Here is a 15,865-nt window from a genome sequence, read left to right on the forward strand (position 1 = left end):
GAACGGCACTATCCACGAGCAATAAAAAGGCGACCGCAACGTTATCCGATGCGGTCGCCTAGAAAAAATGCTAGTCGTTAGCTTAACTGACAAGCATTACTCTGTGGAGCGCCTTTTTTCTAGTCAGTCCCGTTAGACCATATTCACCAGCATGCTGGTAGGATCTTCAAGAAACTCTTGCCAACGCTTATTAAAGCGCGCGATGGTGCCGCCATCGATAATACGGTGGTCGCCTGACCAGCTCACCGTCATCATCTTACGTGCAACCACTTGACCATTCGCATCAAAACGTGGCAACTCTTGTACTTTTCCTAAAGCGACAATCGCTGCTTCGGGCTTATTAATGATCGGCGTTGCCACCGTGCCGCCAATAACACCGATGTTTGAAATGCTGATGGTACCGCCTTTCATATCGGCTTGTGGTACTTTGCCCTCGCGTGCCGCTTGGGTCAGACGTGTCACTTCATTTGCCACATCGATAATACTCTTGTTTTGTACCTGTTTTACATTAGGTACCAACAAGCCGATTTTGGTATCAACCGCCATGCCGATATTGTGGTCGTCAAAATAAGTGACTTCCGTGCAATCATCGTTGACCTGCGCGTTCATGATCGGAAACTCTTTCAGCGCCAATGACAGCGCCTTAATAAAGAACGGCATGACCGTAAGGCGAACACCTTGTTCTTTATATTGCTCTTTGAGTTTTTCACGCAATGCAATCAAGTTCGTCAGGTCAAACTCGTCCGAGTAAGTGAAGTGCGGAATGGTACTGACAGAGTTCATCATCTGCTTCGCCATCGCCGCTTTCACACCACGGATTGCTTCGGTACGCGTACCACCGCTCTGCTGTGCAGGAGTCGTCGTTTGCTGTTGTGTACTCGCTTGTGGTGCTGACTTATCACCTGCGACAAAGTCTTTAATGTCTTGTTTTAACACTCGACCTTTTTTACCCGAACCTGGCACATCCGCGATGTTAATGCTATTTTCACGCGCTAAACGACGCACCGCAGGACTCGCAACGGCCTTACCTTGACGCGCTGGTTGCGCAGGCTCTGCCCCGCCATCAGCCGACTGACTTGGCGTGTTCTTCTGCTGCGCTTGTGCTGAATCTTTAGTCTGCTTGCTTGGCTCAACGCCACCGGCGGGTTGCAGTGCGAATAACGGTTTGTGAACCTCAGCGATATCACCTTTCTTGTGATAAAGCTTAACCACTTTGCCGTCTTCTTTAGCCGGGATTTCAACTGTCGCTTTGTCGGTCATGACTTCGACAACGGGCTGATCTTCTTTGACCTCATCGCCTTCGCTGACGAGCCACTCAACGATTTCGCATTCCACGATACCCTCACCGATATCCGGCAGAATGAAATCAGTGGTTTCAGCATCATCCGAAGAAGCAGGTGCAGCATCGTCAGATGCCGGCGCAGCATCATCAGAAGCATCACCTTCGGCGTTGATGCGGAATAACGGCTCGTGAACTTTTGCGATATCACCTTTCTGGTAATACAGCTTCTCAACAACGCCATCATCCTTCGCAGGAATTTCAACCATCGCCTTGTCGGTCATTACTTCAACAACCGGCTGGTCTTCTTTTACGGTATCGCCTTCGGCTACAAGCCATTCAACAATTTCACACTCGACGATGCCTTCACCAATATCCGGCAGAATAAAATCTTTACTCATGACATTGACCCTTAGTAGTTCATCGTGCGTTTAATGGCTTCGTAGATCTTCAGATGATCCGCCATATATTCTTTCTCATGGCACAATGGATAAGGAACATCCAAACCACACACGCGCGCAATCGGCGATTCAAGATACAAGAAGCATTTATCCTGTACTGTCGCTGCGATTTCACTCGCAAAGCCGCTGGTTATCGGCGCTTCTTGGCTGATAACTAAACGTCCCGTTTTCAACACCGACTCAGTGACGGTTTTTACGTCCCACGGCAAAATCGTGCGCAGATCGATTATTTCACATGAAACACCGTCTTTCTCAGCAAGTTCAGCCGCTTTTTCAGTCATTTCCATTTGTGCGCCCCACGCGAGTAGCGTGATGTCAGCGCCTTCTTTAACCACCTCAGCTTGACCGAGAGGAATCGTGTACTCTTCCTCTGGTACATCACCGGTTGAAGCACGGTATAAGCGCTTAGGCTCCATGAACAGAACCGGGTTGGGATCAAAGATACTGCTCAGCAATAACCCTTTGGCTTCGTATGGGTTACGTGGCATGACGATTTTTAGGCCCGGCGTATGTGCAAAATAGGCTTCCGGAGATTGCGAGTGATAGTGACCACCTGCAATGCCACCGCCATACGGCGTGCGAATCGTTAAACCACCGACGTTAAACTCGTTACCTGAGCGATAGCGGAATTTAGCTGATTCGTTAACGATTTGGTCAAACGCTGGGAAGATATAATCGCCAAACTGTATTTCTGCGACGGCGTAGCTGCCTTGTGATGCCAAGCCATTCGCGAAACCAATAATGCCCTGCTCAACGAGCGGCGTATTAAAGTTACGGTGTTTACCATATTTCTCAGTTAAGCCTGAGGTCGCGCGGAATACACCACCGAAGCCACCAGTGTCTTCACCGAAGCTGTATACGTTGTCGTGCTTAGCCATCGCCAGGTCTAAGGCGCTGTTGATGGCTTGTAGTAAATTCATTTTAGCCATTAGTCCAGTCTCCCCGACGTTTTCGGATAGGCATCCGGATATTTGCGAATGTGTTCTTTAAGTTCTTCAAGCTGTTCTTTAAGCAACTCATTCGGTTGGTCATAAACGTCATTGATAAGTTCATCAATGTGAGGAGCTGGCACTTTCTCGGCCTCTTTCAGTGCTGCTAAAACGCTGGCTTTAACTTTCTCATGCTGACTGGTGATGTGCTCTTCGGTCAACCAACCTTCGTTCAGCATCCACTTTTGCAGACGTTCAAGCGGATCTTTCACTTTCCACTCGTCTTCTTCATCACGCGTACGGTAGCCGGTCGGATCGTCTGAGGTTGAGTGACCCGACATACGATAAGACATCGCCTCGATTAATACAGGCTCGTCTTCTTCAACGGCGAGACGACGTGCTTCTTGGGTTGCTTTCAACACAGCAAACACATCATTACCGTCGACACGGATAGTTTTGATGCCGTAACCAATACCACGGGGTGCGATACCATCACCGCCGTATTGCTCACCTTGAGACGGTGTAGAAATCGCATAACCGTTATTTCGACAGAAGAAGATTACCGGCACTTTATAAACTGATGCCATGTTTAGTGCAGCGTGGAAGTCACCTTCAGATGCCGCACCTTCACCGAAGTAGCAAATAGTACATTTGCCGGTTTTATCCATTTTTTGGCCAAACGCGTAACCGGTCGCCTGTGGAATCTGAGTACCCAGAGGTGAACTGATGGTCATGAAGTTAAGCTCACGACATCCGTAGTGAACCGGCATCTGACGCCCTTTACCGAGATCTTGTTCGTTTGAGAACAACTGGTTCATGAACTGTTCAACGGTAAATCCACGATAAGCCAGCGCGCCTTGCTCACGGTATTGACCCATGATCATGTCGCCTTGGTCTAACGCCGCGGCTGAAGCCACACTTTCAGCTTCTTCGCCACGCGAAGCCAGGTAGAAACTAATACGACCTTGGCGTTGTGCGGCAATCATGCGTTCATCCAAGGTACGGATGAACAGCATAGTGTCATGAATTTTAACGATGAGATCCTTGTCGTACTCTGGCATCTCAACGCCTTTATGTAAGCTGCCGTCTTCTTTAAGAAGCTGCAACATGGGAATAGTTACTGAGTCACTGTCAAACCACTGTGACTGGGTCACTATCTCTGTATTGTGTTTTTTATCCTTGGCCATAACCTTCTCTTTCGGTTTTAAGCAGGGTGTAAATTTGCCGCTACTTTACCTTTACGTAAAGTGTCATGCAAACAGCCCACGGGAGAATATCCAGTGGGCCTAGTGTAAATGGAAACGAACAGTTTTAACAAATATTATGCGGAGATTAGACCAGCTCGAGTGATTCTGTCGGTACTCGGATTACGGTCAACAAAGCGCGTTGCCCTAATGCCACCTGCGCATTGGGGAAAATAATATGTTCGCCATCATGCTGTGCGTAAATGTTTTCGCCACCATCAATCGCTAATAGGTCGCCTTTGTCAAAAGCGGTAAAGTTAGCTACGTCATCGGCGAAATTAAGTTCAAATTCTTCGTGTTGACGATTAATCGTTTGCGCTTCAGCAAACATAAAGTGCTGTTCTGGTTCAAACTCAGGGAAACTAAGCGCTTGCTCACCCACTAGCCGACGCAGCGTATCTTCTGCCGCTTGGAAATCCGCACGATTATTCTCGCCAAATTTTTTCACTTTACCCAGCTCAACGGTAAATGCCTGAGCTCCGAAGGTGTTGTATGAAAAATAAGAAAACGTTGTGGTCGGCTGTTGATTTAATAAAATAGTATCAACACCGCACGCGAGTAAAAACTGCAATTGCTCACGATGATACGGCTTACCGTCGGTAAACGGATGAACGGCAAATTTTTCGCGCTTCGAGTCGCGAATAGCGGTATGTAAATCATAGTGATAACGGCGACGTTCTCCCTGTGGCGCCGATGTGTAAAAACGCTCGCAATAGCCTTCAATTTTTTTCGCACGCTCGCGTTCTTTATTCTGTTGATCACCTTGACTATGCGCACCGCTAAATAAACGGTTCATATTTTCTTCAACAAACCGCTGTTCAATATTAATTGAAGCCGGGTTTGCAATTAGAAACAGAACGCGATGAGCGACTGTCTGCTTACCCGAAATAATGTCTTGAATAATATCGCTGCAAATTTCAATGGGTGCGGTTTCGTTGCCATGAACAGCACACGATAAAATAATATCTTTGTCGCCGGCATGCTTCGGTTCAACAACCAACACGCCACTGTCCCAAACCGTTAATTGAGTACCATTATCTAGTGTTTTCTGAAATTGCTCGGGGTAGCCCCACTCATGTTCTCGAGTCCAGTTAAGAAAATTGCTAAACACTTGGTCCACCATCTTACTCCTTCACTTTTTTCCCGGGGACAAACCCTTTGGTCGCTAGCAAGTCACGTAATACCCGTGATTTATATTCACGTCGGTACAGTACCCATACGACGATGGCGCTTGAGATCACCAGCATCACCGGATGCAAAAACCATGACATGTACGCGAGTGCAAAATAATACGTTCTTAAGCCTTTATTATATTCATGACCGGATTGGTCCAATACTTTCGCAGCATGACGAGCAAACTCTTCCCGTTCTTCTTCTGGGCGCTGATTTTGCTGATAATTTACGCTGACACCGAGTAACACTGACACGAAACCAAACTGCCGTATAGCCCAAGTAAATTTGAAAAAGGCGTAGATAAATATAAGCGCTAGTACAGCAAGCTTAAACTGCACCATATTCACATGAGCGGTGGGTGTTAGCGGTAGTTCGTTGAGTACATTTACAAGCTGGTCGGCATGCGCAAGTACGGTAATTACACCCGCCAACACCAGAATGGTCGAAGATGCGAAAAACGTCACTGTACGTTCGACGTTACCGATAAGTGATGCATCGGCAATTTGATTATCTTTGTGCATCACGTTACGCATCCAATCAATACGCAACTCACACAAAATACTGGACAAACAGTGTGTGGTTTTAGCGCGCTTACGCGCGAACAGAGAATAACCTATCCAGCAAACAAAAAAGAACAACAAAACAATGATGTCGATCATTGATAGCAGCATAGCGTCCCCGAGCCTGATAATTGTGCCCACATTAATCGGCTTATGTTAACAGTTTATGACAACTTTGATGAGCGCAATTTAAATTTAAACCGTAATCGTACCTCAACCAGACACAAAAAAGCCGAGCACGGAGGCTCGGCCTTTTGCAGCGCATTAAATTAATAATCTTTTAATGCTTCTTCCGTAGTTTCTTCTTTGGGCTTTGGTGGTTTCGCCAAACCATACCAAGACAACATCGTTTGCGTGTTGCGTTTTGCATCATCCAAAATCAGGTAGAGACATGGAATCAGCAACAAGGTAATAATCGTTGCGAAAATAATACCAAATGCCAAGGATATCGCCATTGGAATAACGATCTTCGCCTGTAATGACTTCTCTAGCACGATTGGCAGTAAGCCGAAGAACGTCGTTAACGACGTCAGAGTAATCGCTCGGAAGCGTCGACAGCCCGCATCTAACACCGCATGACGCAATTGCGTACCCTCTTCACGCGCTCGGTTGACATAGTCGACCATTACCAAAGAGTCATTTACCACGACCCCGGCTAGAGCAATGATGCCGAACAAACTCAGGATGCTTACCGGCATACCCAAAATCCAGTGGCCAATAATCGCACCAATAATACCGAACGGAATTACTGACATTATGATAAGCGGCTGGCTGTATGACCGCAGTGGCACAGCCATCAGCGCGTATACCGCAAACATAGCTAATACGCCACCAATGGCCAATGAACTAGTCGCTTCCGCCTCATCTTGAGTCGCGCCTTGCAAACCAAACCCAACACTTGGATGACCCTCCAAGATCTCAGGTAATTTCACGTTGCGGATCTCTTGCACGATACTAGAGGGCTCAACTTCATCCTTGTTCACGCGAGCTCTCACGTTTACTGAACGCTGACGATCGATACGCGTAATGGTGTCATAACCTTGCGAGTGTTCAATCTCAGCCAACTCGGTAAACGGAATCTCGCCGCCATCCGCTGTACGTAACTTCATATCTTGCAAGTTACCCACCGATTGACGTTGAGATTCAGGGTAGCGCACCATGACTTTAATTTCTTCGTCGCCACGCTGAATACGTTGCGCCTCAGCTCCATAGAAGGCATAACGCACTTGCGTAGCCAACTCGCCAAGATCAATACCCATGGCTTCTGCGAGTGGTTTGGTTTTGAGCAAAATCTCATCTTTGCCGTCACCGAATGTATCTTCGATATCAAACACACCATCGTAAGTCGACATGACTTGCTTCAGCTCGTCCGCTGCAGATTTAAGCTCATTGAGATTTTGTCCCGTCAACTGGAACTCGATATCGAAGCCACTGCCACCGCCAATACCACCTTGGAAGTTAACGGTACGTACACCGGCTAATTCTGGCACGTTTTCGCGCCATTTATTAACAATCGCATAGCCGTCGATCTCACGTTCTTCGCCTTTTTTCAACTCAGCAAAGATAGTGCCGCCGGTATTACCGTTCATCCAAATATTGGTATGACGAACAACACCTGAGCCTTCTTCTTCAGCGATAGTGTCATCGACCGACTTAAGCCCGTTCTCGACCGCTTTTAAGACTTCAATAGTACGCTCTTCCGACGTTCCTGGCTGCATTTCAATGTTTGCCTGAATAAAGTCACTCGGGATATCTGGGAAAAAGACCCAGCGCACAATCCCACCATTGATTAAGCCAATCATCAAAATCAGCATCCCCACAAAGGTTGCGAGCGTGGTGTAACGATAATGCAAACACTTTTTAAGGAACGGCCGATAATAGCCAGTTACGAAGCGCTGAACAGCGTCGGCAAACCGGTTACGGAAGCGCTGAAAAGCATTCGGTTTATCTTTGCCATCTTTTGAGTACTTCATATGAGCGATATGCGCAGGCAATATCAACTTAGACTCAATTAACGAGAACATTAAGCAAAGGATGACGACCCAAGCAATAGACTCCCAAATCGCGCCCATACCGCCATCCACCATCAGCATAGGCACGAACGCCACCATGGTGGTCAGAACACCGAACGTCGCTGGCATCGCAACCCGCTTAGCGCCACGAACGACGTTGTCTATCGACTTCCCTTTTTCCTCAATCTCGGTATAGGCACTTTCACCTATCACAATGGCATCGTCCACGACGATACCGAGCACTAATATGAAACCAAACAAGGAAATCATATTAATGGATACATCAAACATCGGCAGCGGCATAAGCGCTATGGTGCCTAAGAAACACACAGGAATACCGATCATGACCCAGAATGCCAATCGCAGTTGCAAGAACAACGACAGCATGAGGAAAACTAACAGCCCCCCCATCCACATGTTGTTTAACATGAGGTCGAGACGACCTTGCAGGTAATATGACGAATCCCCCCAATACGCGACTTTTACTTCATCAGGGAGTGAAGCATTTTTACGTTCCGCATAGTTTTTCACCACTTCAGCGATTTTAAGATCGTTCTGATCGCCTACCGAGTTAACCCGCACAAAAGTCGCTGGCTTACCATCGAAACGAGTGAACGCTTCCGTCTCGACGAATCCATCAGTAACTTGAGCGATATCACCTAAGGTTAATCGAGTACCATCAGGACGACTGATCAGAACGATTTTCTCGAACTCATCTCCGACATACGCCTGATTATTAGCTCGTAATAAAATATCGCCATTGGGCGTTTTGATAGAACCACCGGCGACATCAAGCGATGTACCACGCACTGCATTAACAATTTGCTGGAAGCTCAAGCCATAACGTTCAAGGTCTTCTTGCGAGATTTCGACCGCAATTTCGTAGTTACGCGCACCGACCACTTCGACTTTGGTGATACCGCCCACTTGCTTAAGATCATCTCGGACTTCTTTAGCTAACTCTTTGCGTTGCCGCTCCGTCACATCACCGTAAACAGTCATCCAGATCACGTTGCGGTTAGGTCGCACGCGATAGATGTTGGGCTTTTCAATTTGTTGTGGGAAGTTCGGGATGGCGTCCACCAGCATTTTAACTTCGTCCATCACCACTTGCACATCGTAATCGGGTTCGACTTCGATAGTGACCGAGCCAAGGCCCTCTTGAGATCGCGATGTCATCTCCTCAACACCATCGACATCTTCAAGCGCATCTTCGATTAACATGATGACGCCTTGCTCAACTTCCTGAGGCGCAGCACCTGGAAATGGCACCTGAATACTGATTACGTTCAGTGAAATTTCCGGAAACATTTGCTTGCGGACACTGAATATAGACATCGCGCCCGCAACTACAATTAGGAATAATAGCAGGTTAGCGGCAACCGAATTACGCGCGAACCATGCAATAATGCCCTTATTGGTATCTTCTGTACTCATTGTCATGACCTCTTAGCGGTTCGCGTTGCTCGCCGTTTGTTCGTTGCCGGCTTCGCCACTATCCGACTCTGCTGATGGCTGGTTATCGCCTTCTTGTTGTTCTTTTTGTGCAGTCGACTCCATCTGTGACGGGAGCGGATCACCCTCTAAACGAACAGGTGTGCCAGGCAACGGATTAGCTAACTGTGTTAACACGACCTTGTCACCACGCTCGAGTCCGCCACTGATGATTGAATCATTACTCTGGGTGCGAATGACTTGTACGGTACGATGCTTAAGAACACGTTCCTCATCGACAATCCAAACTGAGCTATCTTCGTTGATCGCATAAGTCGGTACACTCATGACATTCGATACCGATTGACCTTCAATCTTAGCATCGACAAAGCGGCCAAAGCGTAGCGGTGCATTGTGTGTGTTGCCATCAAGGTTGTATGGGTCTTTAACTTCCACAACACCATAAACAACGCGGCTATTTTCATCTAACACGCCTTCGGTACGCACCAAGCGCCCTTGCCAATCAGTACTGATACCGTTCACCATCGACTGAAGGTGTACCATCGGCTGTTTACCTTCGCTCGGCATGTCAAGATACGTCGTATCTAAGTCGCTCAGTGGCAGGCGAACTTCGGCGGTACCGGTGCCATATAACATAGCAACTTGACTGCCTGAGCCGACAAACTGACCTAAGTCAGCTTGCTTCGACCGCAAGATAGCATCAAAAGGCGCGCGGATTGTCGTACGTTCTAAGTTGCGTTTTGCCATTGCTAAATTAGCTTCAGCTGATTCAACCGCAGAAAGTGCGCTGGCAAGCTGAGGTTTACGTAAACCTAATGCAGGCGCTTCACCGTCTTTAAACATCGCCCACTCTTCTTCAGCGACACGAGCGCGTGCTTTTTCTTCCTCAAGTGCAGACTGCGCTTGTAGCAACTGTGCTTTTGCTTGTTGAACAGCGACCTTGTAATCACTTGGGTCAATCTGCAACAACATGTCGCCTTTGCTGAAAAAGCCACCGGCATTAAAGTTATCAGCGATGTCGATGATCTGACCGCTTACCTCAGAAAGTAACTGAGTGCTGTGCTTAGGTCTTACAGTTCCCTGTGAATCAACAATAAATGTCATATTCTCAGGCTGGACCTCTTTCACCTCGACCATTGGGGCCGGTTTTACGTTTTGTTTTTTCTCGGGAGGTTTACCCATCATACTCGCCAACACGGCGAGTCCGATAAATAGAAGTATAATAACGGGTGGGATAAAGGCTCTTTTCTTAATCTTCATAATTGTCGCTCAGTCAATTGGTTAAGAATATTTTGTTATAGCCTTATTATCGCCGTAATAAATGTAAATTGTTAGCACAGATGTGTTGCTATTTATGAGTTTCGCCCCCTAAGTTGTAACGGACTATTACAAACTCAGCTGAAACCCTTGTTACCCCTCAAGTAACCACCGCTCTGCCGCTTCCACCGCAGCCGGTTTACCACTTAACAACACAACATCATCGACTGCTAACTCAATTTGATCTGTTAAATCAGTCACTTCGACATCATCACGGCGAATAGCTTTAAGCTCTACATTACGTTTAGACCAATCTAAATCTTCGACCGACTTACCAACCGCCCATGCGTGTTGAGGTAGCGGCACGGCGTGTAAAAATTGTAGTTTCTCTAACCGTTCGGGATCCATATCCGTATGCGAGCCTGGGAAAAAGCCATGCATATCGCCATAGTGGTTACGTCGCTCTTGTTCTAGGCGCGTGAGAATGCGACGAATAGGCACGCCGGAGCGGTTCAGCACGTGCGATATCAACATCAGACTCGCTTCTAGCGTATCCGGCACAACCTGTGAAGCGCCGGCTTCTTGCAACGCAGTCAGACGGCTATCATCGCGGCTTCGCACTAAAATAAACGCGTCTTCGTTCATGGCACGGATTTCTTTTAGTGTTTTTATCGCATAGGTGTCATCGGCATAACTAATCACGATTAATGGCGCATGTTGTGCCCCAACGGCACGCAAGATATCGCGCTTAGCGCTATCACCAAAATAGACTTTCGCGCCCCCTGCCACCGCTTCTTGCACACGCATCGGGTCATTGTCGATCGCGACATGTTTAATACCTTCGGCTTCCAAGAATCGTGATACGGTCTGCCCGACCCGTCCGAAACCACAAATAAGTGCCGGAGCCGCTTGTTCCTCTTCGGATTGATCCGAGTGGATACCTGATGAATCACCTTCATCGTGTGCCAAGAACGCTACCAAAGGTTGTAGTTTTTGAATGACTAGTGGGGTAATCGCCATACTTAACACACCCACACCAATCAGAATGGAACTGATCCGAGGCTCTAAAAGCCCGTAAGACGCCGCCAAAGAGACAAGTACGAAGCCAAATTCACCCATCTGAAACAGCGAAACCGCGGCAGCCCATGCATCACGTCGGTGTTCACCCATCATGCGCGCTACACCTTGAATCAACAATACCTTAATTAGCGCCATAACCAGCAAAGTGGCGACTATCCAGTGAAACTCAAATACCACAGCATGCAGAGACAGTTGCATACCGACGGTGGTAAAAAACAGTCCCATTAAAATGTCACGGAAAGGACGAATATCGGCTTCGAGTTGATGTTTGTACTTACTTTCACCAAGCATCATACCGGCTAAAAAGGCCCCCAGCGCCATCGACAGACCAAATAAATGCGTCAAACCGCCAGCAACCAACGCCACTAAAAGCGTTGCTAAGACGAATAATTCGTCAGTGCGCTGCCGGGCGATTTCTCTAAATAGGAACGGCAACACCCACTTGCCAATTAATAGGAGTACAGTAATCACGGCAGCGCCTTTTAATAGCGCAAGCAATAGGCTATAAGCGATATTCTCGCCGCCTTGACCAGCTAACAAAGGAATAGCTATTAATAGCGGAACGACCGCGATATCTTGGAATAACAATACGGCAACGGTCATTTGTCCGCGTCGCGTTGCCGTTTGCGAGCTTTCACTGAGCTGTTTTATCACCACTGCGGTTGACGAAAGCGCCAGCGCTCCAGCTACAGCGAGTGCGGCTGTTGGGCTATCAAGCAACCAAAGTCCTAGGCCCATGAATAAGGCCAGTGAAACAAGCACTTGAGCCGAACCTAAGCCAAATACCCAACGCCGCATAGCGAGCATTTTCGGTAGCGAGAATTCAAGACCTAACGAGAATAGCAACAGTACAATACCCAGTTCAGCAATCAGGTGATACTCGTTTGGATCGGCTATCCAACCCATTACATCGGGTCCTGCAATCACACCCGCGGTAAGATACGCCAAAATAGCGGGTAGCTTTATGCGCCGAAATGCCCAAACCAGAACCACGGCCACTGCAAGTAACATCAGTAAACTGGCAAATGTACCGTACATAGGCTGCCCCTTATCGTTATTTTCATCCTGTCAAAATAATAACACTGTTTGGATGACAATCGTTTTACTAATTTAACTTTTTGATACTATTACGCTTTTATATAGTTGGCATAGATTTTGCTCAAATCTATTTTTATTTCAGTTAAGTCGTCGTCATGTTGAATAAAATAACGATAAAACAAAACACCCAATGCAGCATGCCACAGAAATTATCGAGTCATCTGTCACGTCGTGAAGATTGGCAACGGTCGCGTTCTCTCTCCGAGCGACTACAAACGACCTTGAACGTTGATGAGTTCTTTATAATCTATGGTTCGCATTTGCATAAGCGTGTGCCAATCCATTCCATCCGCTTCGAGAGCCCATCTCTACAGCACACTATTGCCCTTTGGCAGGGTCAACCAAAATACCAACATGCGGTGTTGGTTTACGCTGATGATCAGTTACTCGGACAGATGACTTACACGTTCTCACAACCGCTTTCGTTTCTTCAAAAAATGCGGTTAAAAAAAATACACTCACATCTCGTCTTTCCACTTAAGAATTTATTAGCGTTTCACAAAGTGAGTCAACTCGCCGCTCGTGATCCACTGACACAACTATTCAATCGAACTATCGTGCGGTCGCGTATCATCGAGCTCATTCATTCCGCTGAGCAGCATGAGCATACGTTAATGATGATTGATTTAGACAACTTTAAGCAAGTCAATGACAGCGAAGGTCATGATGTTGGTGACGCTATTTTACAACAAATTGCCGCAATCATCGGCGATGAAATTGATCAACATCACACCGCGATAAGGTATGGCGGTGATGAGTTTCTGCTTATATTACCGCACACCTCATTACGTGCCGCTCACGACACGTTTAAACGAATGCAACAACGATTATGCGAACACAGATTGATAAACCGATATGATATTAAACTCAGTGCTGGATCGGTCTGTATTCAACCTTATTTGAGCGCTGAACAGGTGTTAGCGCAAGTTGATGAAAATATGTATGCGGCGAAACATGCAGGTGGCGCACGTCATTTTTATGAAGGACGTAGCGATGTTAGTCCTCATCGCCCTGCTGCATGCTAATGATGAGCGGAGGTTGCTCACCACTTACTTCATTCAGCCATCCGACTCCGGGTAACCACAACCAACTCCCGGAACGAATAATCGGTAATTCTTCTCGTAACCACCACGGAATGCGCGCTTGCTTTAACCACGCCCGAATGGGTTTACCGCCGTCGCGCTCGGGCTGGTATAGTTTGATTGATTTCAATTCCGCAGACAGATCGGTGAGACGGGCTAACACAGGTGAGTTTTCATCTACACGCGCGCCGTTTAGTTGCCAAACGAGCTCGCCATAAGGGTGCGGTAACTGCACACGGTGACCTGACATGTGCATCTCTTGGTCAGCGTGTTCAAACCACCAAAGCGCATTAGCAAACCTATATACACAGCCGGAGGCCAGGTTAACGGCGACTTTTGCATCATTTGCAGCGCTCAGCGCTTGTTGACAAATTTGATGCAATTGAGCTTGCGACGGCATGCGTTCACATCCCGTCTGGTGTGTCAGCCAATAGCGTATCGCAGCGCGCTGTAGTGGTTCAGAAAAATGAGCAAGTTCCGTTAAACTTAAACCTGTATTTAGCCATGCATGAGAGCACCACGCGTTGTTAAGTTTGTCGGCTAGCAACTCATCGAGTAAAGCATCTTGTTCTGCACATAACGCGGCTGAACGCAGCACACTTTGCCCGAATTGTGGCCAGCGCTGCTCTAATTGAGGTATTACTTTGTGCCTCAGATAATTCCTCTCGATGCGCGTATCATAATTGGTATTATCTTCTATCCAAGTTAGCTGGTGCTCATGCGCGTACTTCAGGATAGCTTGTTTACTGACTTCGAGTAACGGCCGTACCAGTTTCCGTTGACCAACAAATGGCTGGACCTCAGCCATCGATGCGAGACCTCGGGGCCCACTGCCTCGTTTCAATTGCAATAAAAAGGTTTCAATTTGGTCGTTTCGATGCTGTCCTAGCAAAATGATGGCATTATCTGCCGTGAGTTCTGCCAAACGCTGATAACGCCGCTCACGCCCCATGGCCTCTTTCGATACTCGGTTTTTCTCTATAAAGGTGAGGTCTTCAAAGTGAGACGCCATACCATAACTTTCGACACTTCCTTTAATCGTTTTTGCCCAAGCCGGAGATTGAGGATGAAAATGGTGATCGAGATGGATAGCGAGATATTCGTATTGCGGGTTCGCTTGTCTGAATCGGTTCAAACAGTCGAGTACGGTTTGTGAATCGGCACCACCACCCAAGGCAACAACGAGTTGTTGCCCGGGCACTAGATTTAAGCGCTGTAAACTGTGCTGGAATTTAGAATACAGCGTATCGCTCTTCATAATGACTGATTAGCAATAGCCGAAAGACATCAACTTCTGATAGCGCTGATCGAGTAATTGTTGTTTATCGAGACCCACTAAGTCATTAAGGTCACTGTTTAGTTGCGCCTTTAATCGGTCCGCCATTTCGTCCATGTTGCGATGCGCACCGCCCAGAGGTTCTGGAATAATCGTGTCTATTAAGCCTAATGACTTACTTTTATCTGCGGTAACCCCCATCGCTTCTGCTGCAAGCGGGGCTTTTGATGCGCTTTTCCATAGGATAGACGCACAACCTTCTGGCGAGATAACAGAGTACGTGCTGTATTGCAGCATGTTCACCCGATCACCGACACCAATCGCTAAGGCACCACCGGAGCCACCTTCGCCAATTACGGTGCAAACGATAGGTACAGTAAGACGCGCCATGACTTTCAGGTTACGCGCAATCGCTTCACTCTGGCCACGCTCTTCTGCGCCAATCCCGGGATACGCGCCCGGTGTATCGATAAAAGTGATGATGGGCATATTAAAACGCTCAGCCGTCTCCATTAAGCGCAACGCCTTTCGGTAGCCTTCAGGTTTTGGCATACCAAAGTTTCTACGTATCTTATCTTTGGTTTCGCGCCCTTTTTGCTGACCAATAACCATCACGGGTCTGCCATCAAGTCGCGCTACACCACCGATAATTGCTTCATCGTTTGCGTAAGCACGATCGCCTGCCATTTCATCAAACTCAGTAAAAATGCGCTTGATGTAATCCAGTGTATAAGGACGCAGAGGATGACGCGCTAACTGCGCAACCTGCCAAGCGCCTAACTCAGAGAAAATTTTCTCGGTCAGCTCTTTGCTCTTTTGCTTAAGCCGTTGGAGCTCTTCTTCGATATTTATATCAAGCTCACCACGTTCGCCAACATTCTTTAATTCTTCAATTTGGGCTTCGAGTTCGGCTATCGGTTGTTCAAAATCCAAAAAGTTTAGGCTCATTATTTAATGTT

General features: G+C 47.3%; 11 protein-coding genes. 1 reads left to right on the forward strand and 10 read right to left on the reverse strand.

Translation table 11 applies throughout. From position 1 onward, the window contains the following. Positions 1-132: 132 nt before the first annotated feature. The 8 genes from AWU56_RS11205 to AWU56_RS11240 all read right to left on the reverse strand — a co-directional run bounded on the left by AWU56_RS11205 (position 133) and on the right by AWU56_RS11240 (position 12,488). Complete coding sequence (locus AWU56_RS11205) at positions 133-1,680, reverse strand: dihydrolipoyllysine-residue acetyltransferase (protein ID WP_286682564.1); 1,548 nt, start codon at positions 1,678-1,680, stop codon at positions 133-135. An 11-nt stretch (positions 1,681-1,691) separates the two neighbouring features. Continuing rightward, on the reverse strand, positions 1,692-2,669 hold the full coding sequence (locus AWU56_RS11210; protein ID WP_006955708.1) for an alpha-ketoacid dehydrogenase subunit beta: 978 nt from the start codon (positions 2,667-2,669) through the stop codon (positions 1,692-1,694). Then, positions 2,669-3,856 carry a thiamine pyrophosphate-dependent dehydrogenase E1 component subunit alpha gene (locus AWU56_RS11215; RefSeq protein WP_006955709.1) on the reverse strand — a complete coding sequence of 396 codons (1,188 nt, stop codon included), beginning with the start codon at positions 3,854-3,856 and terminating at the stop codon, positions 2,669-2,671. The genes AWU56_RS11210 and AWU56_RS11215 overlap by 1 nt, the downstream gene beginning before the upstream one ends. A 145-nt stretch (positions 3,857-4,001) precedes the next feature. After that, positions 4,002-5,033, reverse strand: a complete 1,032-nt coding sequence (gene astE, locus AWU56_RS11220; protein WP_286682583.1) for a succinylglutamate desuccinylase — start codon at positions 5,031-5,033, stop codon at positions 4,002-4,004. Positions 5,034-5,037: 4 nt separating this feature from the next. Then, a complete protein-coding gene (locus AWU56_RS11225; RefSeq protein WP_006955711.1) occupies positions 5,038-5,757 on the reverse strand; it encodes a DUF599 domain-containing protein in 720 nt (239 codons plus the stop codon). Between the two features lie 158 nt (positions 5,758-5,915). Then, on the reverse strand, positions 5,916-9,095 hold the full coding sequence (locus AWU56_RS11230; RefSeq protein WP_272978541.1) for an efflux RND transporter permease subunit: 3,180 nt from the start codon (positions 9,093-9,095) through the stop codon (positions 5,916-5,918). Positions 9,096-9,107: 12 nt separating this feature from the next. Further along, positions 9,108-10,373: an efflux RND transporter periplasmic adaptor subunit gene (locus AWU56_RS11235; RefSeq protein WP_286682565.1), complete on the reverse strand. Its 1,266-nt coding sequence runs from the start codon at positions 10,371-10,373 to the stop codon at positions 9,108-9,110. Positions 10,374-10,523: 150 nt separating this feature from the next. Next, positions 10,524-12,488: a monovalent cation:proton antiporter family protein gene (locus AWU56_RS11240; protein ID WP_272978538.1), complete on the reverse strand. Its 1,965-nt coding sequence runs from the start codon at positions 12,486-12,488 to the stop codon at positions 10,524-10,526. A gap of 155 nt (positions 12,489-12,643) precedes the next feature. Here AWU56_RS11240 and AWU56_RS11245 point away from each other — a divergent pair, with 155 nt between their 5' ends. Continuing rightward, on the forward strand, positions 12,644-13,573 hold the full coding sequence (locus tag AWU56_RS11245) for a GGDEF domain-containing protein (RefSeq protein ID WP_286682566.1): 930 nt from the start codon (positions 12,644-12,646) through the stop codon (positions 13,571-13,573). On the opposite strand, the gene tilS is transcribed toward AWU56_RS11245, so the two are convergent. Together tilS and accA are read right to left on the reverse strand one after the other, a co-directional pair. Next, positions 13,545-14,888: a tRNA lysidine(34) synthetase TilS gene (gene tilS, locus AWU56_RS11250; RefSeq protein ID WP_286682567.1), complete on the reverse strand. Its 1,344-nt coding sequence runs from the start codon at positions 14,886-14,888 to the stop codon at positions 13,545-13,547. The two genes, AWU56_RS11245 and tilS, sit on opposite strands and share 29 nt — an antisense overlap. A gap of 9 nt (positions 14,889-14,897) precedes the next feature. Then, entirely contained in the window at positions 14,898-15,854 is a 957-nt protein-coding gene (gene accA, locus AWU56_RS11255) for an acetyl-CoA carboxylase carboxyl transferase subunit alpha (protein WP_286682568.1), read from the reverse strand. Positions 15,855-15,865 lie beyond the last annotated feature (11 nt).

The organism is Idiomarina sp. T82-3 (assembly GCF_001577655.1).
Lineage (GTDB): Bacteria > Pseudomonadota > Gammaproteobacteria > Enterobacterales > Alteromonadaceae > Idiomarina > Idiomarina baltica.